Below are 18,403 nucleotides of genomic sequence, written 5' to 3'. Positions count from 1 at the left end.
ACCGGGATATGCCACGTCCCCTAAAGGAACGGCAACTCGACGAGCCGCGCCGGCACCGGCCCGCCGGCGCGCATCACCTCCACCGTCTCGCCCGGCAGGACGGAGGCCGAGATCAGCGCGTAGCCGATGTTGGCCTTCATCCGGGGCGACCAGACGCAGTTCGTCATCATGCCCACAGTGGCGCCGCCCTGGCGGATGTCCTCGCGTTTGAAGCCGAGGGGCGAGGGCTTATCGCCCTCGAGGATGAGCCCCAGCTGGTGGCGCTTCACGCCTTCGGCCTTGATCCGCCGCAGTGCCTTGATGCCCACCACGTCGTCAGCCACGTCCAGGTCGACATACTTGCCCAGACGAACCTCGAAGGGGTTCGTCATGTCGTCGGTGTCGCCGCCGACCGACACGAGCCCGCTTTCGGTGCGTTCCGCAGTTGCCGGGGCGCCGGGGCCGATGCCCCAGGGCTTCCCCGCCTCCTTGAAGATGTTCCAGAGCTTCGTGCCCTTCGTGCCGTCCTTCAGGTAGATCTCGAACCCGCCCTGCTTGGACCAGCCGGACCGCTGAACGGCGACCGGGATGCCTTCGATCTCGGTCTCCCGGAACCAGAAGTATTTCAGGCCGCGCACCCAGTCGCCCATCACCTGGGCCACCACGTCCTCCGCCTTCGGGCCCTGCAGCGCCATCGGCGAGACGTCGGGTTCGCTGACCTCGACGTTCAGCCCGCGCTCTGCCGCGATGGCACTGGCCCAGAACCAGATGTCGCTGTCGGCGATCGAGAGCCAGTAGAGGTCATCCGCCAGTTTCAGGAGGATCGGGTCGTTGATGATCGTGCCGCGATGATTGCAGAGGGGCACGTACTTGCCCTGGCCGACCTGGCATTTGGACAGGTCGCGCGGCGAAAGGAGCTGCGCGAGGCGCCCGGCATCGGGGCCCTTCAGCTGGACCTGGCGTTCGACGCCGACGTCCCATTGCGAGACGCCGTTGATCAGCCGCCAGTATTCGCCCTCGGGGTCGCCGTAGGACGTGGGCATGATCATGCGGTTGTAGATGCTGGCCGCGACCATGCCTTCGGCGACGGCGGATTCGTAGAAGGGCGACGGGCGTAGCCGTGCCGTGGGGAAGACGGAAAACATCGGGACCTCCATGGGAACGAGTGCAGATGAAGGCTCTGGTGCCCTTCCGTCAAACAACGTATTTGATGCCAATGCCCATACAAACGGTTATGCTTCGGTTGGGAGTGAGCGTGACATGCATTCCGACCTTCCGCCTCTGACCTGGCTGCGCGCCTTCGAGGCTTCGGCCCGGACGCTGAGTTTCACGGCCGCCGCGGCCGAACTGCACGTGACCCAGGCGGCTGTCTCGAAGCACGTGAAGTCGCTCGAACTGCATCTTCGGCATCAGCTGTTCATCCGCCGGCCCCGCAGTCTCGAACTGACCAAGTCCGGCGAGGCCTATCTGCCCAAGGTACAGGACGCGCTGGAGCGTCTGGCGATCGGCACGCGCGAGGTCTTCGGCCGCCGACGGAACGAAGCGCTGACGCTGCGTTGCGCAGTATCCTTTTGCGTCGCATGGCTCGCGCCGCGGCTGCCCGAGTTTCTTGACAGGTATCCGGGCAAGTCCGTGCGCATCCTGTCAAGCGTCTGGAACGACGCCTTCGACAAGGACGCCTTCGACCTCGACATCCAGTACGGCACGGGCAACTGGCCCGGTTTCCAGAGCCATCGCTTGACCTGGGAGACGGTCACACCGCTTTGCGCGCCCGGCTTGGCCGACCGCAGCGGGCTCAGGGTCCCTGACGACTTGAGGAACCAGCGACTGCTGCATGTCCTCGGTTACCAGGAGGGGTGGGGGATCTGGCTCAACGCCGCCGGGGCGCGGAAGGTCGACCCGGGGCAGGGGCTTCAGCTCGACACCTCCCTGACGGCCTTCGAAATCGCGGCGCGAGGGGGAGGCGTCGCCCTCGGACGCAGCTCCCTGTCGGCGCGCGATCGCGCTGCCGGACGGCTGATCGCCCCCTTCGACCTCGAGGTTCCGATCAGCGAAGCGTTTCACCTCTTGGAGCCCACGCGGGGCGGCACCCATCCGGATGCGGCGCTGTTCATCGACTGGCTCACCTCCGCCGCCGACCCGGGGCGACGCGACTGCTGATCGTCGCGCGGCTGCGTTTCGGCTAGACTGACGCATCTGTCGTTGCGGCGGCGGCCGAAAGGCGGTCTTCTGATGGCGCGCGATCCGACCCCAATCGCCGGAGCGACAGGCTCACAAGGGAAGCGGCGGGATCCGGCCCGCCTTCGATCCCATGCAGCGGGAGGTTCACGCATGGCGAATGTCAAGGACGGGTGGAGAGGAGTCCTGAACGGCAAGCCCGAAGTCGGTGCCTTCGCCGAACGGAGCCGCACGACGCGGATGGAGGATATTCAGGCCTTCACCGCGATGACGGGGGACCGCAATCCGGTCCATTACGACGAGGCGCTCGCGAAGAAGACGGCCTTTGGCAAGCTCATCGTGCAGGGCGGCGTTACGACGGGTATCCTGAATGCCTGCGTCGCCGAGGATCTGCCGGGACCGGGCACCGTGTTCCTGAACACCAGCCTCGACTTCCGCAAAGCCGTCGGCGTCGGGGAAACGATAACCGGCCGTGTCGAAGTCGCGAGCGTTCGCGACGACAAGCCGATCTGCCAGTTGAAGGTTTCGGTTCGCGACAGCGCGGGCGACATATGCGTGGAGGGCACTGCCACGACCTACACGATGCCCCTCGAGGGCCTCTGACATGGCGACTGCGGCCCACGCGGAAGGACGCTGGACCGCTCTGGCACTGATCTGCCTCGGCGTCGTGGGCGTGCTGACGACCTGGTTCTCCGCGACGGCGATCGTTCCCGAACTGACAGAGTCATGGTCGCTTTCTCCCGGTGCGGCGGCGTGGCTGACGAACTCGGTCCAGCTGGGCTTCGTGGTCGGAGCGATTTCGTCATCCTTCGTGAACCTGCCGGACATCGTTCGGATGAACCGCCTCATGGCGGTTGCGAGCCTTGCCGCCGCCGCCGCCAATCTGGTTCTGCTCGCGGAGCCCGGAACCGCCGCCGCGATCGGCGCGCGGTTCGCGACGGGTGTCGCGCTGGCCGGTGTCTATCCCCCCGCGCTGAAGCTCATGGCCACATGGTTCGTCAAGGGCAGGGGGCTTGCGTTGGGCTTCCTCATCGGGGCGCTGACGCTTGGTTCGGCCATGCCGCACCTGTTCCGCGCCCTGACCGCCGGAATAGAGTGGAAGTCCGTCGTGCTCTCGTCGACGCTTGCAACGCTTTTGGGCGCCGCCATCTTCGCCTTCGCGGTGCGGGAGGGTCCTTTTCCCTTCGGCAGGGCGGTGTTCAACCCTCGGCAGGCACTGTCAGTATTCTCTTCGCGGCCATTGCTACTCGCGAACCTCGGTTACTTCGGGCATATGTGGGAGCTTTACGCGATGTGGGTCTGGCTGCTCGCTTTCGCGCGGGCAGCGGAGGCGGGCCTTGCCTCCTTTCCGTTCGGGTCCGCATCGATGCTTTCGTTCATCGTCGTGGCGTCCGGCGCGGTCGGCTGCCTGCTGGGCGGCTGGCTTTCGGACAGGATCGGGCGATGCCTGACGACGGCCGGCATGATGGCCGTATCGGGGAGCTCTGCGCTCCTCATCGGTTTCGCCTTCGGTGGGCCGGGGTGGCTGCTTGCCCTGATCGCAATCGTCTGGGGCATCAGCGTGGTCGGCGACAGCGCGCAGTTTTCGGCCGCGGTCACTGAACTTGCCGATCAGAGCTTCGTGGGAACGGCGCTCGCGCTTCAGCTGGGCATCGGTTTCGGCCTGACCGTCATCGCGATCTGGGCGATCCCGTTCTTCGTCGCCGCCATCGGCGGGTGGCAGTGGGCTTTCCTGCTGCTCGTTCCCGGACCCGTGGTCGGAGTCCTTTCCATGCTGCGCTTGCGCGCCCACCCCGAAGCGCGAGGCATGGCAGGGGGGCTCAGATGACGGGCTTCGGCATTCGGTGCGCTGTCTGTGCGTGATAGCCATGCCCGTCATCAGGGCAGTCCCCTGCGGGAAGGGGGTGATCCGCCAGCTCAGGCGGTCCACTCCGCAGCGTGAGGAACGCCTTCGTTCCTGAGCGGAAACAGCAACTCGTGCACGTCCACGTCGGGGGCGCCGACGACCTTGTAGGCACCAGGAATTGTCTTCGCGAGCTCGCTGGAGCGGAAATGGGCCAGGGCCTCGGCCGAATCCCAGATGTAGAAGCCGCCATAGTGGTTGGGTTTGTTGAGCTTCAGGTAGTATTTCTGGACGAGCGACGGGATCGCGCGGAACTGCGGAAGACGTTCCTCGGCTACTGCGCGAACCTCTTCTTCGGTCAGGGTAGTCTCGAACTGAACGAACTGAACGATCATTGCCTTGTCTCCTTCTTTCTCCATCGGCGATCGATTGCCTCGATCTGTCGTGACGATGGCATGTTCTCTTTTGCGCAAGAATTCGCTACTTTCTCAAAGCATCTTTGCAGAAACGGACAGCTGATCGCGTGACATCCCGACCCCAGGATCCGACTTCGACAGCGCGCGCGCTGGAATGGAACGACCTCGCGCTCATCCTCGCCATCTGTCGCGCCGAAAGCCTATCGGGCGCCGCGCGATTCCTGGGGCAGACGCACAGCACCGTGTTTCGGCGCATCAATGCGATCGAAGAGAAGACCGGCGTGCGCTTCTTCGACCGCTTCCGTCACGGCTATGTCATGACCGATGCCGGACGCACCGCGATGGAATACGGCGAGCGCATCGAGAGCGAGTTTCACGCGCTCGGGCTCGAAGTCCTTGGCCGGGACGAGAAGCTGCGCGGGCGCATCCGCGTTACCTGTCCCGAAGCCTTCGCCGAAGAACACGCCCCCGGAATCATCTCGCGGTTCTGCGGTGAACACCCCGAAATCAAGATAGACCTCGCGCCGGGGCACGGGGCGGTCGACCTGAACCGGCGCGAGGCGGAGGTGGCCATCCGGGCGACGAAATCGCCCCCGGACAACTGCTACGGCAGGAAGATCTGCGATTTCCGCTTCGCTCTCTTCGCGAGCCCGGCCTACCTTGAGGACAGGTCGGATCTTCCGTTGTCACATCACAGCTTTTGCATCATCGACGGAACGATCCCGTGGCTCGTTCCTCAGGTGTGGAAAACGGCCGAGATCGGCGAGCAGCAGACCGTGTTCCAGTGCCGCGCATCGCGCGCCGTTCAGAATGCCGCCGCGGCGGGGATGGGTGTCTGCTTTCTGCCCTGCTATGTGGGTGATGCGGACGACCGGCTTGTCCGTGTGTCCGATACCTTTCCGCATCTCGACATGGAGTTCTGGGTGCTGACCCACCCGGATCTGCGCCATACGGCCCGCGTGCGGGCCTTCATGGCCCATCTCTACGAGGAGCTTGCCGTCCTCGCCGACCTCTTCAGCGGGGCGACGAAGACGTGGTCTCCGACTGATGGGACGATTCTCAGCTAGGCTTCGGCGGCACCGCCCGAATGGGGCGTTCAGAACCCGATCACCGTCGTCCACTTGACGATCCTGACTTTGCCCGGATTGTGAAGTATCTGGTGCAACGCATTGAAATTACATTCATGGCTATCGATGACCCGGCAGGCAACGGCACCCTCGGCGGTACAGCGCAGCGATATCGGGGCAAGGCCGGACCGGCCAAACGCTTCGGCTATGCATGCGAGCCCGGACCAGGGATCGGTTGCGTGCAAATCGATCTCGAAGGTCAGATAGGATTTCGGGAAAGCGGCGCGCGTCGCCACGATCTGATCGACCGGGATCAACGAACCGAAAGCGTCATTGTCGAGGCAACCATCTGCCATCTCGTCCTCCCTTGCGGTTGCCCGCGTGTCTGCCGAAGGAGCGGATGCACCTTCGCTTTAGCTGCATTTCTTTCGCGCCCGCAATCTGAACGTCAAATCGGCGCGTCTTCGATAGGTCGCAGTTAGCGCAAGCCCGCAGATCGGTCAATCCGAATGAAGGGCCTGCAGGCGCCAGGGCTCAGACGTGATGATGTCCGTGGGGCCGGATGCCTCGTGGCGAGAATTCACGCGCAGATGGTCGCGAGGAAGGCCAGGCATTTAGCCGCGTTCTCGTTGGATTCGCCTTTCTTCGTGAGGCAGGCATGAAGCCGCGATCTCCGCTCGACCCAATAGTCGCAGACCTGTTCGAGAGTGCCGGAGGCGACGTAGCGGTCAACGAACCCCTTCCAGCCCAACGCCAGTCCCGTTCCCGCGGCCGCAGCCTCAAGCAGGTAGACGTAGTTGTCGTAAGTCTCGACGTGGCTGGATCGGGCAGAGGCGCCCGTCGCACTGAACCAGTCTTCCCACGTGGCCCAGCCGAAGTTGTTCTTGGTGAGCGCGAGAAGCGGAACGCCATCCCATCCGGAAGGTGCGCCCCGCAACGCCCCGGCATGCGCCTCGATGAAGGAAGGCGCGGCGACGGGGGTGATGCTTTCGTCGACCACGGTGACGCTACGGCGATGCGGGGCGCTCTCCGAATACTGGAATACGATATCCGCCCCGGCATGAATCATCGCCGGAATGGCATCGTATTCGCAGGTCGTTATCCGGACGTGGACCCCTTTGCCGATGGCCCGTCGCAGGTCGCCAAACACGGGCATCAGCAGAAGATGCGACACCTCGTGCGTGCAGGCGATCGTCACATCCCGCGAGGCCAGGCGGAGCGAATGGCCCGCCGAGGTCAGCGTTTCAAGCGCCGATCGCGCCGCCAGAAAGTAGGAATTTCCAGCCGGCGTCAGCGTGATGCCGCGTCCGGATCGCTCGAAGAGCCTGACGCCAAGGTCGTCCTCGAGGTGCTTGAGGTGACGGCTGATCGCGGACTGCGAGGTGTTGAGTTCCTCCGCCGCGCGGCCGACGCCACCAAGGCGCGCAACGCATTCGAAAGCGACGAGCGCGCTGGAGGATGGGATGCGGTGACGCCTTTGACTCATATCGCATTTGATATGGATGCACCGGAAAAAGGCAATGGATTTCGGACGTCTGCGATCCGATCCTGAGTTCAGGTAAACGCGCGATCAGGACGGGGAAATCATGTCGGACTATGTGAAACCCAAACACTGGGCGGATCCGAAGAACAAGCTCTTTCCATATCAGGTCGGGTTCACATGCCCGCCGCAGGATTGGGATGCTGCGCCCTCGGATTTCCTCCGGATGGCGCCGAGGGAGGTGGGCGTCCACGGCTGGATGCTCCATGTCCCGGACTACCGGCACCAGTTGGACCAGAGGAAGCAGAAGTTCGACATGCTGGAGGACTTCGTCCATTGCATGGCCAACAACGGCGCCGATGTCTGCGGGCAGGTCGGTTCGAACTGGGTTCATGCATCGGGGCTTGGGGTGGAAGGCATCCGTCAGCATTGCGAGATGCTCAGCGAGAAGTACCAGACGCCGTTCCACATGGCTGGCTACGCGATGGTCGAGGCGCTCCGCGCGATGAATGTCGAGAAGGTCGCGCTGAACGCGGCCTACCATTGGCCAAGCTGGTGGCAGGGAACCGTCGCCTTCTGGAAGGAAGCCGGTTTCGACGTGATCTGGGCCGGCAATTTCGTCGATCAGGGCTGGTTCCGGACGCAGGAAGAGGTGAACGCCTGCATCTGGTGCTTCGACGGCGATCTGGCGCGCAAGAGCTTCGAATACGTTGCCGACAAGGCACCGAATGCCGATGCCTACCTGATCAACGGGATGTGCAATTTCAGGCGCGCCAGCGACGGGGTGGCCGAGCGGCCCGTCCATCTGGAGCTGGAACTGGAAGAGATGCTCGGAAAGCCGGTTATTGGCCACGATACGGCACTTTACTGGCGGATCTTCAAGTCCCTCGGTCTGGCTCCGACGACGAGCCAGGGCAAACTTCTCTCCTCTCTGAAAGGTTGACCGGATGCACAAGATCGTTGCTCTCTGGGCCGTCCCGAGGTCCACTTCGACCGCCTTTGAATGGATGATGCGGCAGCGTGGTGACATGACCTGCTTCCACGAACCCTTTGGCGAAGCCTGGTATCAGGGAGAGGCGCCTCTGTGGCAGCGCTGGAAGGAAGGCGACAAGACGACGCCCGGTCTGACACTGGAAAGCGTCTGGGAAACCGTCAGGTCCGCAGCGGAGACGGGGCCCGTCTTCATCAAGGATTTCCCGCATTATATCAACCACATGTGGGACGAAGAATTCCTGTCCCAATTCACCCATGCCTTCCTGATCCGCGATCCCGCCCTGACCATCACGTCGCTCTACGACAAGTGGCCGGATTTCGACGAAGGCGAAGTCGGCTTCCCCGAACAGCGTGCGCTGTTCGACCTATTGACCGCGTTGAGCGGCGCGCCGCCGCCGGTGGTCGACAGCGACGATCTGCTCGAGAACCCGCACGAAATGACGCGCGCCTTCTGCGAAGCGGTGGGCATTCCCTTCATCCCCGAGGCGCTTACCTGGGAACCGGGGGCCGATACGGCCCAGTACAGCTGGTGGGATGGCGGCTCGTTCCATGCAAACCTCCGCAATTCCACCGGTCTGAAACCGCAGAAGCGGAAGTATGTGACGCTGGAAAACACGCCCGCCCGCGTGCAGCAGGTGCACCGCCGGATGCGGCCGCATTATGAACGGCTCCACCGCCACCGTATCAGGGCGGCGGTTCCGGTAGCATGACTTGAAGCCTGACCACCGAGAAAGGAGAGCCCGTGACGGAAGCGCCGGAACCTGCGACTCCGGAAGCGCGACTGCGGCGGATCGTCGACGATGGCCTGTGCATCGGATGTGGGCTGTGCCAGTCGGTCGCGGGGCCCGAACGGGTCCGCGTCCTGAAGGGTGAGGACGGCGAACTCCGGCCCGGGGTTGTCCGGGCGCTCGATCACGGAACGGTCGATCGCATATACGCCACATGCCCCGGCGTGCGGGCCGAAGGTCTTCCGGCCTCAATCGCCGCCGAGGCGCCGCTGACCGATCCGGTCTGGGGGCCTCTCCACCGGGTCGTGCTGGGATGGGCGGCCGATCCCGTGGTCCGACACGAAGGCTCGACCGCGGGCGTGCTGACGGCGCTGGGGCAGTATCTCCTGCGGTCGGGCCGGGTCGACTTCGTCCTGCACGTCCGGCCGTCCAAGGAAGAGCCGAGTTTCGGGGAAGCGGTGCTGAGCTTCACCGTCGAAGAGGCGCTTGCCGGCGCCGGTTCGCGCTATGGGCCCGCGGCGCCCCTGATCGACCTGGAGGGGGCGCTGTCGCGTGGCAGGCCCTTCGCGCTCATCGCGAAGCCCTGCGACCTGAACGCCGTCCGAAATCTCGCGCATCTCGACGAACGGGTGAACCGGCTGATCCGTTATTGGCTCACACCGGTCTGTGGCGGTTATATGCCCGACCAATCGCTGTCGGAGGTTCTTGCCGACCGGGGCATAGACCGTCGCCGGATGACCAGCCTGCGGTATCGGGGACGCGGGTGTCCGGGGCCGACGGTGATCGGGCTTTCCGACGGCAGCGAAGTGGCCATGCACTACCTCGACTTCTGGGGCGAGGACGAAAGCGCCTGGTCGTTGCCGTTCCGCTGCAAGATCTGCCCGGACGGGATCGGCGACGGCGCCGACATCGCTGCCGCCGACACCTGGCCCGGCGCAAGTCCCGACCGCATGACGTCCGAGACGGATCCGGGCGTGAACTCGCTCCTCATACGCACGCGTGCGGGCATGGAACTTTTGGAGGCGGCAGTTCGCGACGGCGCCCTGACGCTCGGGCGCGATGTCGGCATCGATTTCCTCGATGCGACGCAGCCCCATCAGGTCACGAAGAAGCGTTTCGCCCATGCGCGCCATGCTGGTTTGCGCGATGCCGGCTCGCTGGCGCCCGACTGCGTCGGCTTGCGGTCGGAGGAACTCGCGAACGCCAACAGCGCCGACGAGAATCGCGCCCAGAGGGAAGGGACGATGCGGCGCGCCCGTGACAAGGCGACGCGGGGCGAAGGGTGACGCCTTTGCCCCAGCTTCGCTTCAGGGTTTCGCCTGCCTTGCGTGCCGCGGGACCAGTGCCTTCAGAAGCTCCGTCATGGCCAGCGACCCGACGACCCCTTCCTCGTCCGTGACGTTGAACACGTGATCCATCGCGCCCTGCGCGCGCTCAAGCGCTTCTTCGAGCGTGGCGTTCGCGCCTATGGCGTCCCGGTCGTGCGCGCCATCGTGCGGAGCCATCACCGACCGCACGCGCAGCACGCGCGCCCTGTTGATGTCGCGCACGAAGTTCTCGATGTATTCGTCTGCCGGCTTCAGGATGATTTCCTGCGGCTCACCCTGCTGGACGATCCGCCCGTCCTTCAGGACGACGAGATGATCGGCGAGCCTGAGCGCCTCGTCGAGGTCGTGAGTGATGAAGACGATCGTCTTGTGCAGCTCCCGCTGGAGTTCCAGGAGGAGCGCCTGCATGTCGGTCCTGATGATCGGATCGAGGGCGGAGAACGCCTCGTCCATCAGCATGATCTCCGCCTCGGAACAGAGCGCGCGCGCGATACCGACGCGCTGCTGCATGCCGCCCGACAGCTGGTGCGGATAGTGCTGCTCGTAGCCCTTCAGTCCGACCCGCTCCAGCCAGCGGCGGGCATTGTCGCGGGCCCCGGCGCTCGGCTCGCGCCGGATCGTCGGCGCGAGCGCGGTGTTGTCGAGCACGGTGCGGTGCGGCAGGAGCGCGAACTTCTGGAAGACCATCGACATCCGGGTCTGGCGCAGGGTCCGCAACTCATCGGGCGTCAGCAGCGTGACGTCGGCGCCGTCCAGAAGGATCTCGCCCGCCGTCGGCTCGATCAGGCGATTGAGATGCCGGATCAGCGTCGATTTCCCGGACCCCGACAGGCCCATGATGACCGTGATCTGGCCGGCGTGCATGTCGACGTTGATGTCTTCGAGGCCGAGGACATGGCGGTGCTTCAACAGGAGTTCCTGCTTGCCCGTGCCTGACCGCACATGTTCAAGCATCGCATCAGGTTGCGACCCGAAGATCTTGTAAAGATTGCGGATAGAGAGTTTGGGCGGGATCGAGTGCGTGTTCATTCGGGGGCCCTCAGTGCTTGGTGGCGCGGTTGACTTGGGCGAGTGCGGCCTTGGTCACGCGGTCGAGCACGATGGCGAGCATCACGATCGCGAGCCCCGCGACGATGCCGACGCCGAGTTCGAGCTTGTTGATGCCCCTCAGAACGAGCGCCCCCAGGCCGGGCGCGGACACCAGTGACGCGATCACCACCATGGCGAGCGACATCATGATCGTCTGGTTGACGCCGGCCATGATGTTCGGCAGCGCGAGCGGGATCTGCACGCCGAAGAGCTTCTGACGCTGCGACATGCCGAAGGCCTCGGCCGCCTCGAGCACGTCCTTGTCGACGAGGCGGATGCCGAGGTCGGTCAGGCGGATCGCCGGAACGATGGCGTAGAGGATGATGGCGATACCGTAGAGCTTCGATTCCGTCACGCTGAAGAGGAAGATCAGCGGGATGAGATAGACGAAGGTCGGCAGGGTCTGGAGCATGTCGAGAACGGGAATGACCGAACGCTGCAGGCGGTCGCTGCGCGACATCGCGATGCCGATCGGAACGCCGAGGGCCACGCAAATCACCGTGCAGACCAGGATGATCGCCAGCGTCTGCATGGCGTAGGTGTAGTGGTCCACGAAGGCGAGCGCCACGAGAACACCGGCCACCAGCGTTGTGACGCGCGCGGACCGGGCCGCGAACTGGACGATGACCAGGAAGAGCGGGATCACGATCCACCACGGAAGGGCGAGAATGGCCCAGAGCGCCCCGTCGATCGCCCAGCTCAGGGGTTGCGTCAGCGGGTCCAGGACCACCTTCAGCGGATCCTTGACGCTGAGGAACAACTGTTCCAGACCCGCAGTCAGTTCCCGGGTCCGGGGGATCGCGCCGCAGGCCTCATGCAGGGTGTCGAGGGAGGGGAAGGGCGTCTGCCAAACGCTTGTTTCTTCGGTCTTTCCGGTCGTCTTCGCCAGAAGCTCCGCCATCGAAACCGGCCCTCCGGAGGAGCCGGCCTCGCACCAGCCCTTCAGGCCCAAAGTCTCGAACAACCCCGAATATGCAGCCATTTGCGCGCCTCCCGATCTTCTTCTTCTTGCCAGACCACGCTCTCAGGTCCGGTGCGCGCGGGGACGGAAGCCGCCCCCGCGCCGGTTTCGCTTACTGCAGGATGGCAGCGAGCTTCTCGCGGGCGGCATCGTTGAGCCAGCTGCCCCACACATCCTTGTAGGTGGTCAGGAAGTGAACGGTGGCCTCATCGGACGACGCGTTGTTTTCCTCCTGCCAGGCGAGCACGGCGTTCATCTGATCGTTGGTAAAGGTCACCTTGGACATCAGCTCCGCAATCTCGGGTTCGCGATCCGCGAAGGCGGTGGTGATGGCCGTGACGACCTGGGCTTTCGGATACGGGGATTTGCCGGGCGTCGCGCAATCGGCCGACGCGTTGCAGGCGTGAACGTCGGCGCTGAATTCACCGATGTTCACCATCGCCATCGGATACTTGCCAAGCACGGACGTCGGCGCCCAGTAGTAGCCGAACCAGGGCTCCTTGTTCTCGTAGGCCGCGGCGATCGCGGCGGCCAGCGTTTCCCCGGAGCCGTGGTTGAAGACCTCAAGGCCGTTCCCTTCGAAGTCCCATGCCTTCACGATGTTGTCGTTGGTCACCCGGCAGCCCCAACCGTCGGGGCAGTTGTGGAACTTGCCGCCGACCAGTTCGGGATTGGCGAGGATGCCTTCCATCGTGGTGAGCTCGGGATGTTCGTCCGCGAGGTATTGCGGGATCCAGAAGGCCTCCACGCCGCCGTCCGAGAGGACGTCGGTCAGCGTCCGGACCTTGCCGGCCGCCTCCAGATCCGGATAGGCGGGCGCGGTGTTGACCCAGAGTTCGGTCGCGATGTCGGGCTCTCCGGTTTCCGCGATCGAGGTGACTGCGGGAAGGGTGGAGGAGGGCACCACGGTAACGGTGCAGCCGTAGCCCTGTTCCATCAGGAACTTCGAGACCGAGGTCACAAGGGCTGCGGAGGCCCAGTTCATCTCGGTGATCGACACGCTGCCGCAGGCCATGGCCGCGTTGGTGGACAGTGCGAATGCGCCACCCGCGATCGCTGCTTTGAGGATTTTCGTCGTCAAGTCTTTTCTCCCTTGCGTGGTTAGGAATTTTGCCGGCTATCACCCGGTTCTCGTTTGAATTTTCTCAACGTGGCTCCCTTGCCGGGACCCTGTGTTCGCGCGGCCGGTCACGCCTCCTCGACATAGATGCCCAGTTCGTGGCGGCGGTTGTGGAATGCCTCGATCGAGGTCACGACCTCCTCTCCGGCTGCGGCGATCACGAAGGCGATCAGGACCTCGAAGAACGCCGTCAGCGCGACGGTCGAGGTGAAGAACTGCGGGGTTTCGGTCGGAACGATGAAGCGGTGCTGCGCGTCGGCCATGATCGGGCAGGCCAGGCCGTCGGAGACCGCGATCACCTGCACACCCTGAGCGCGCGCCACCGCGACCGCATCTACGACCTCGCGCCGATAGGGGCGGAACGTCATGGCGATCAGCACGTCCTTGGCCCCTGCGCGCGCGAGCCCGTCGACGGGCAGGGTTCCCCCGTTCGGAAGGGCCCGGACGTTGTCGATGGCCATGCCCGCAAGATAGGCGAAGTTCTGGGCGATCGGGTTAGTGACGCCGACGCCGAGCGCGTAGGTCCTCCGCGCGGACACGATGGCTTGCGCCGCCGCCGCGATCGCTTCGTGATCCGTCGCGGCGTAGAAACCTTCGAGGTTGTCGATCGACGCTTCCGCGGAGTCCGCATAGAGCCCGCCCAACTGCCCGCGCTGGGAAATCGACTGCAGCCAGCGCGCGCGGTCGGGATAGGTTTCGCGGCCTTGCCTGATTTGGGCCCGGAAGACCTCGCGGAAGGCTTCGTAGCTTTCCAGTCCGATGGCGCGGGTCAGGCGCACGAGCGTGTTGGGCTTCACGTCGGCCTTCGCGGCAAGCTGGCGGATGGAGCTGATCCCGATCTCGTTCGGATGGTCGAGGAGATAGCCCGCCAGCTTTGCCAGTTCCGGGGTCAGTCCGGGCCGCAGGGCTTGCAGCCGACCCAGGATATCGGCGCTCGTCTCGGGGCTGAGAACATTTGTTTTGTTCATGACTAAAGAGCGTACAAACGTTCGCTCCACCTGTCTAGCGAGTCGTTTCGAGTGTTCGGCCGTCTGTCGGCCCGGCGATGGGAACTGAACCCGCGTTATTTGCTCCGCGCAGTTGCGAATTCTCCGCGTCGTACAGGCAACCTGGCACAACCTGCGCGGCGACCGGTTCGCCGATCACTTCGACCTGGACCCGCGATCCGACGGCGGCGAAGTCGGGTTCGACGAAGCCCATGGCGATGTTCTTCCCGACCCGGTGGCCCCAGCCCGCCGAGGTCACGGTGCCGATCACGCGGCCTTCGTGGGTGATGCTGTCGCCGGGATGGGCCGGCGCATGGGTGCACTCGAGGACCATCGTGGCGAAGGCCCGCCGCGCTCCGGCCGCCTGCATGCGCTCCAGCGCGGCCTTGCCGACGAAAGCCGGTTTCGACAGGTCCACGAACCGGGCAAGGCCGCTTTCGAAGGGCGTGAACTCGGTCACGAGATCCGCCTTCCAGTGGCGATAGCCCTTTTCGAGGCGCATCGATTCCACCGCGTAGGAGCCGAAGAGCCGCAGCCCGTGCGCCTCTCCCGCCTTCCTGAGCGCAAGGTAGGCCGCGTAGAGCTGTGCGTTCGGCACGTGGATTTCATAGGCCAACTCACCCGAATAGCTGACCGACATGACGACGGCCGGCGCGATGCCCACGAAGGCGCGGCGGACAGATAGCCAGGGGAAAGCCTCCGCCGACCAGTCGCCGCGCGCGGCCACTGAGAGCACATCGCGCGATTTCGGGCCGGCTAGGACGAGGATCGTCCAGTCGTTGGTCAGGGACCTCAGCTTCACGCTGCCGTCCCGGGGCAGATGGGCCGAAAGCCAGTCCATGTCGTGGAATTCCGAAGCGGCGGCGGAGCCGTACCAGATCGTGCCCTCGTCAAGGTTCGCGAGCGTCGCCTCACCCTTCACGTTGCCGTGGTGGTTCAGGAGATAGCCGAGGCCGACCTTGCCCGCCTTGCGCGGAATGCGTCCGCAGAACATCGTGTCGAGCCAGTCGCGCGCGCCGTCGCCGGTGACCTCGATCCGGTTGAAGCCGTTCACTTCGGTCAGGCCGACGCCCGCTTGCACCGCCTTCACCTCGCTCGCGACCACGTCGAACGCCTCGGTGAAGCGGAAGCTGTGGGTCTCGTGGAACTCGGGCGAAGGCTTGATGTAGGCCAGGCGCTCCCAGCCGTTCACGACGCCGAACTCCGCGCCCTCGGCGGCGAGGATCGGGGTCAGGGGCGTGGTCTTGATCGGCCGTCCCGCCGGGCGGTGTTCGTGCGGGAAGTGAAAGCGGAACTCGTTCTGGTAGTCCTCGATCGCCTTCAGCGCGGTCAGTTCGACGTTGGCGTGGCCGGTGAAGCGGCGGGGATCGATGACCCAGGTGTCATAGCAGGCTTCGCCATGGACGATCTGCTGCGCCAGAAGCCAGCCATGTCCGCCGCCTTCGCCCAGCCCGGCGCGCAAGCCGATGATGCAGAAGGCGTTGCGCTTGCCCGGGATCGGACCGACGAGCGGCGCCCCGTCGATGGAATAGGTGATCGGGCCGTTGACGATGGTGTGGATCCCGACCTTCTCCAGCGCGGGCATGCGCTTGAAGACGTTCTCCAGCACCGGCATCACCCGGTCCACGTCGTTCGGGCAGAGTGCGTTGACGAAGTCGGGGTCGATTCCGTCCATGCCCCAGGTCTTGCACCCCTGTTCGTAGAAGCCGACGAGAAGCCCCTTCTTCTCCTGCCGGGAATAGAAGTCGTCGATCGGGCAGCGCAGGAGCGGCACGCGCGTCTCGCGCGCCTCCAGCTCCGCGATGGGTTCGGTAAGGAAATACTGATGCTCCATCGAGGCCACGGGATGGTGCACCCCCATCATCGCGCCCACCTCGTTGACGCGGTAGCCGCAGGCATTGACGACGATCTGGCACCGGATGTCACCGTGAGCGGTGTGCACGGTCCAGCTGTCGTCCTTGTGCTGCGTGAGCCCGGTGACGGGGGTGTTCCTGTAGACCTCGGCGCCGGCCTTACGCGCGCGGCGAACGAGCGCCTGGCAGAGTTGCGCTGGGTCGATGTCGCCATCGAGCGGGTCCCAGAGCCCGCCGAGGAGGTTGTCGGTCGTGATCAGCGGATGGCGGCGGGCGCATTCGGCGGCGTCGATGATCTCGAAGTCGACACCCATGCCCTTGGCCTGGCTTGCGAAGTGGCGGTAGCCCTCCATCACGCGCTCGGTGTTGGCCAGACGGATGCCGCCGTCGCCGTGGTGATAGTTGATCGGGTATTCGGAATCTGCGGCGAGTTCCTTGTAGAGCCTGATGGAGTGACTCTTGAGCCCGACCATTGTCTGGTTCATGCCGAAGTTCGTGACCTGCGCGGCGGAATGCCAGGTCGTGCCGGAGGTCAGTTCGTTGCGCTCGACGAGGACGACATCGCCCCAGCCCTCTTGGGTCAGGTGATAAAGCGTCGAGCAGCCGGCGATGCCGCCGCCAATGACCACCACGCGCGTCTGGCTCTTCAAGTCCGCCTCCTGTTTTCGCGTCTTTCCGGGTGACGGCGATGAAGCGCGAAGGCCGGCGCGCGGGTCAACGGGACACAGGCGAATTCGGAAAAACCGTTTCCGGACATTCGCGTTTCCGAACGGCGCTGGACGCGCTTGCGGGGGAACGTCAAGAGAAGCGAAATAGCGGCGTCACGGGCGGAGGGTCGAATGGCGCAAGATGTCGTAAGCCGCAGGGCCGGCGGGCGGGCTGAGCGCGTTGCCAAGCGGACCGCGCCGCCGGAGCTGAATCCCTGCCCGCCGGGACAACCCGGCGGCTTCTACAAGCCGCTTTCAGAGCCCGAGATCGTAGCGATCTACGAAACCGCGCTGCGGCTTCTGGCGGAACTCGGCATGGGCGAGGTGCCCGAGGTGCTGGAGCGCAGGTTCCTCGAATGCGGCGCGAAGAAATCGGGTTCCCGCATCCTTTTCCCTAGAGAAATGGTCGAGCGCTGCATCGACGTGGCCGCGAAACGCTTCACGTTCCATGGTCGCGATCCGAGGCGTTCGATCGATGTTGGCGGGGACCGGGTCCATTTCGGGACCGGCGGCGCGGCGGTCCAGACCCTCGACCTCGACACGGGCCGCTACCGGCCTTCGACGCTCCGGGATCTTTACGATTTCACCCGGCTCCAGGACACGCTGACGAACGTCAGCTGGTTCACACGCTGCTGCGTGGCGACCGACGTGCCGGACAATTTCGACCTGGACGTCAACACCGCCTTCGCGCTTCTCAAGGGAACGACGAAGCCCGTCGCCACGTCATTCACTCTGGCGGAACACGTGGAGCCGATCATTCGCATGGTCGATATCGCGCTCGGGTCGGATGGCGCGTTCCGCCGGACGCCGTTCCTGAAGGCGCATATCAGCCCCGTGATCTCGCCCATGCGTTTCGGGGAGGACGCGGTGCTTGTCACCCTTGCCTGCATGGAACACGGACTGCCCCTGTCCTGCATCACGGCCGCCCAATCCGGCGCTACGGCGCCCGCGATGCTCGCGGGGTTCCTCGCGCAGTCGCTGGCAGAGACGCTCGGCAGCCTCATGATGGTCAATGTCTTCCGGCCGGGCTATCCGATGGTCTTCTCGAACTGGCCGCTCGTCATCGATCTGCGCACCGGGGCCTTCTGCGGCGGCGGCGGCGAGATTTCCGTGATGAACGCGGCATCAGCGCAGATATCCAACTGGCTTGGCCTTCCATCCGGCGTAGCGTCTTCCATGACGGACGCGAAGGCGGTCGATGCGCAGTATGGCGTGGAAAAGGCGCTGTCTTCGCTCGCCGCGGGGCTGGCGGGCGGGAACCTGATCTACGAAAGCTCTGGCATGATGGCTTCGCTCCTCGGGGCGTCGTTCGAGGCCTTCATTCTCGATGACGAGATGCATTCGATGATCTACCGCGCGCTTCGCGGGATCGAGGTGAACGAGGAAACGCTCGGCTTCGACGCGATCTGCGAAGCGGTGCTCGGGGAAGGGCATTTCCTCGGCGGCGCCCAGACGCTCGCGGCGATGCAGCGCGACTATTTCTACCCGAAATTCGCCGATCGCGACGCCCCGATCACCTGGACCGAGAAGGGCCAGCGCGACGCTTGGGCGCGGGCTCGCCAGGCCGCGAAGGCCGTCCTCGAGGCGCATCACCCGTCCTACCTTGACCCTACGGCAGAGGCGCGGATCCGCGACGAGTTCAACATCCTGCTCGAGGCGTGACCGGCACGCACTG

Annotated in this window: 17 protein-coding genes; 8 read left to right on the top strand and 9 right to left on the bottom strand. The window is 64.8% G+C overall.

Features of this window, described 5'->3' with window-relative positions; translation table 11 throughout:
* Positions 1–20: 20 nt before the first annotated feature.
* Positions 21–1,124 (bottom strand): glycine cleavage T C-terminal barrel domain-containing protein, encoded by a 1,104-nt coding sequence (locus ABCN56_RS02480; protein WP_343079185.1) that lies wholly within the window; start codon positions 1,122–1,124, stop codon positions 21–23.
* A 115-nt stretch (positions 1,125–1,239) separates the two neighbouring features.
* Between ABCN56_RS02480 and ABCN56_RS02475 the strand changes: the two genes are divergently transcribed.
* The 3 genes from ABCN56_RS02475 (at position 1,240) to ABCN56_RS02465 (ending at position 3,985) form a co-directional block, all read left to right on the top strand.
* Positions 1,240–2,139: a LysR substrate-binding domain-containing protein gene (locus tag ABCN56_RS02475; RefSeq protein WP_343079184.1), complete on the top strand. Its 900-nt coding sequence runs from the start codon at positions 1,240–1,242 to the stop codon at positions 2,137–2,139.
* Positions 2,140–2,310: 171 nt separating this feature from the next.
* Entirely contained in the window at positions 2,311–2,760 is a 450-nt protein-coding gene (locus ABCN56_RS02470; protein WP_343079183.1) for a MaoC family dehydratase, read from the top strand.
* 1 nt (position 2,761) lies between these two features.
* Complete coding sequence (locus ABCN56_RS02465) at positions 2,762–3,985, top strand: MFS transporter (protein WP_343079182.1); 1,224 nt, start codon at positions 2,762–2,764, stop codon at positions 3,983–3,985.
* Between the two features lie 89 nt (positions 3,986–4,074).
* Here the strand turns inward: ABCN56_RS02465 and ABCN56_RS02460 are convergent, their stop codons facing one another.
* Positions 4,075–4,395, bottom strand: a complete 321-nt coding sequence (locus ABCN56_RS02460) for a hypothetical protein (protein ID WP_343079181.1) — start codon at positions 4,393–4,395, stop codon at positions 4,075–4,077.
* A gap of 128 nt (positions 4,396–4,523) precedes the next feature.
* Between ABCN56_RS02460 and ABCN56_RS02455 the strand changes: the two genes are divergently transcribed.
* Positions 4,524–5,483: a LysR family transcriptional regulator gene (locus tag ABCN56_RS02455; RefSeq protein ID WP_343079180.1), complete on the top strand. Its 960-nt coding sequence runs from the start codon at positions 4,524–4,526 to the stop codon at positions 5,481–5,483.
* Between the two features lie 29 nt (positions 5,484–5,512).
* On the opposite strand, the gene ABCN56_RS02450 is transcribed toward ABCN56_RS02455, so the two are convergent.
* Positions 5,513–5,839 carry a hypothetical protein gene (locus ABCN56_RS02450; RefSeq protein WP_343079179.1) on the bottom strand — a complete coding sequence of 109 codons (327 nt, stop codon included), beginning with the start codon at positions 5,837–5,839 and terminating at the stop codon, positions 5,513–5,515.
* Between the two features lie 224 nt (positions 5,840–6,063).
* A complete protein-coding gene (locus ABCN56_RS02445; RefSeq protein ID WP_343079178.1) occupies positions 6,064–6,969 on the bottom strand; it encodes a LysR family transcriptional regulator in 906 nt (301 codons plus the stop codon).
* Positions 6,970–7,069: 100 nt separating this feature from the next.
* Here ABCN56_RS02445 and ABCN56_RS02440 point away from each other — a divergent pair, with 100 nt between their 5' ends.
* Genes ABCN56_RS02440 through ABCN56_RS02430 form a run of 3 tightly spaced genes read left to right on the top strand, consistent with a single transcriptional unit; the run spans position 7,070 to position 9,970 of the window.
* Positions 7,070–7,906: a hypothetical protein gene (locus ABCN56_RS02440; protein WP_343079177.1), complete on the top strand. Its 837-nt coding sequence runs from the start codon at positions 7,070–7,072 to the stop codon at positions 7,904–7,906.
* Between the two features lie 4 nt (positions 7,907–7,910).
* Positions 7,911–8,666 (top strand): sulfotransferase-like domain-containing protein, encoded by a 756-nt coding sequence (locus tag ABCN56_RS02435; protein ID WP_343079176.1) that lies wholly within the window; start codon positions 7,911–7,913, stop codon positions 8,664–8,666.
* A 32-nt stretch (positions 8,667–8,698) separates the two neighbouring features.
* Positions 8,699–9,970, top strand: a complete 1,272-nt coding sequence (locus ABCN56_RS02430; RefSeq protein ID WP_343079175.1) for a Coenzyme F420 hydrogenase/dehydrogenase, beta subunit C-terminal domain — start codon at positions 8,699–8,701, stop codon at positions 9,968–9,970.
* A 21-nt stretch (positions 9,971–9,991) separates the two neighbouring features.
* On the opposite strand, the gene ABCN56_RS02425 is transcribed toward ABCN56_RS02430, so the two are convergent.
* The 5 genes from ABCN56_RS02425 to ABCN56_RS02405 form a co-directional block, all read right to left on the bottom strand.
* Complete coding sequence (locus tag ABCN56_RS02425; protein WP_343079174.1) at positions 9,992–11,041, bottom strand: quaternary amine ABC transporter ATP-binding protein; 1,050 nt, start codon at positions 11,039–11,041, stop codon at positions 9,992–9,994.
* A gap of 10 nt (positions 11,042–11,051) precedes the next feature.
* A complete protein-coding gene (locus ABCN56_RS02420; protein WP_343079173.1) occupies positions 11,052–12,083 on the bottom strand; it encodes an ABC transporter permease in 1,032 nt (343 codons plus the stop codon).
* A gap of 91 nt (positions 12,084–12,174) precedes the next feature.
* Complete coding sequence (locus tag ABCN56_RS02415; RefSeq protein ID WP_425466064.1) at positions 12,175–13,143, bottom strand: ABC transporter substrate-binding protein; 969 nt, start codon at positions 13,141–13,143, stop codon at positions 12,175–12,177.
* 107 nt (positions 13,144–13,250) lie between these two features.
* The gene (locus tag ABCN56_RS02410; RefSeq protein WP_343079172.1) at positions 13,251–14,150 is read right to left on the bottom strand and encodes a MurR/RpiR family transcriptional regulator; all 900 of its coding nucleotides are present in this window, start codon (positions 14,148–14,150) and stop codon (positions 13,251–13,253) included.
* A gap of 34 nt (positions 14,151–14,184) precedes the next feature.
* Positions 14,185–16,671: a GcvT family protein gene (locus ABCN56_RS02405; protein ID WP_343079171.1), complete on the bottom strand. Its 2,487-nt coding sequence runs from the start codon at positions 16,669–16,671 to the stop codon at positions 14,185–14,187.
* Between the two features lie 189 nt (positions 16,672–16,860).
* Here ABCN56_RS02405 and ABCN56_RS02400 point away from each other — a divergent pair, with 189 nt between their 5' ends.
* The gene (locus ABCN56_RS02400) at positions 16,861–18,390 is read left to right on the top strand and encodes a trimethylamine methyltransferase family protein (RefSeq protein WP_343079170.1); all 1,530 of its coding nucleotides are present in this window, start codon (positions 16,861–16,863) and stop codon (positions 18,388–18,390) included.
* The last annotated feature ends 13 nt before the right edge of the window (positions 18,391–18,403 follow it).

The sequence above is a fragment of the Ostreiculturibacter nitratireducens genome, assembly GCF_032670585.1.
Taxonomy (GTDB): Bacteria; Pseudomonadota; Alphaproteobacteria; order Rhodobacterales; family Rhodobacteraceae; genus Ostreiculturibacter; species Ostreiculturibacter nitratireducens.
Note: the sequence above shows the minus strand (reverse complement) of the source record. Positions and strands in the feature narration are given on the sequence as shown.

Coding starts and splice junctions, on each gene's coding strand:
- ABCN56_RS02475 (WP_343079184.1), top strand. CDS start 1,240: ATGCATTCCGACCTTCCGCCTCTGACCTGGCTGCGCGCCTTCGAGGCT.
- ABCN56_RS02425 (WP_343079174.1), bottom strand. CDS start 11,041: ATGAACACGCACTCGATCCCGCCCAAACTCTCTATCCGCAATCTTTAC.
- ABCN56_RS02450 (WP_343079179.1), bottom strand. CDS start 5,839: ATGGCAGATGGTTGCCTCGACAATGACGCTTTCGGTTCGTTGATCCCG.
- ABCN56_RS02440 (WP_343079177.1), top strand. CDS start 7,070: ATGTCGGACTATGTGAAACCCAAACACTGGGCGGATCCGAAGAACAAG.
- ABCN56_RS02435 (WP_343079176.1), top strand. CDS start 7,911: ATGCACAAGATCGTTGCTCTCTGGGCCGTCCCGAGGTCCACTTCGACC.
- ABCN56_RS02465 (WP_343079182.1), top strand. CDS start 2,762: ATGGCGACTGCGGCCCACGCGGAAGGACGCTGGACCGCTCTGGCACTG.
- ABCN56_RS02480 (WP_343079185.1), bottom strand. CDS start 1,124: ATGTTTTCCGTCTTCCCCACGGCACGGCTACGCCCGTCGCCCTTCTAC.
- ABCN56_RS02400 (WP_343079170.1), top strand. CDS start 16,861: ATGGCGCAAGATGTCGTAAGCCGCAGGGCCGGCGGGCGGGCTGAGCGC.
- ABCN56_RS02460 (WP_343079181.1), bottom strand. CDS start 4,395: ATGATCGTTCAGTTCGTTCAGTTCGAGACTACCCTGACCGAAGAAGAG.
- ABCN56_RS02445 (WP_343079178.1), bottom strand. CDS start 6,969: ATGAGTCAAAGGCGTCACCGCATCCCATCCTCCAGCGCGCTCGTCGCT.
- ABCN56_RS02420 (WP_343079173.1), bottom strand. CDS start 12,083: ATGGCTGCATATTCGGGGTTGTTCGAGACTTTGGGCCTGAAGGGCTGG.
- ABCN56_RS02410 (WP_343079172.1), bottom strand. CDS start 14,150: ATGAACAAAACAAATGTTCTCAGCCCCGAGACGAGCGCCGATATCCTG.
- ABCN56_RS02470 (WP_343079183.1), top strand. CDS start 2,311: ATGGCGAATGTCAAGGACGGGTGGAGAGGAGTCCTGAACGGCAAGCCC.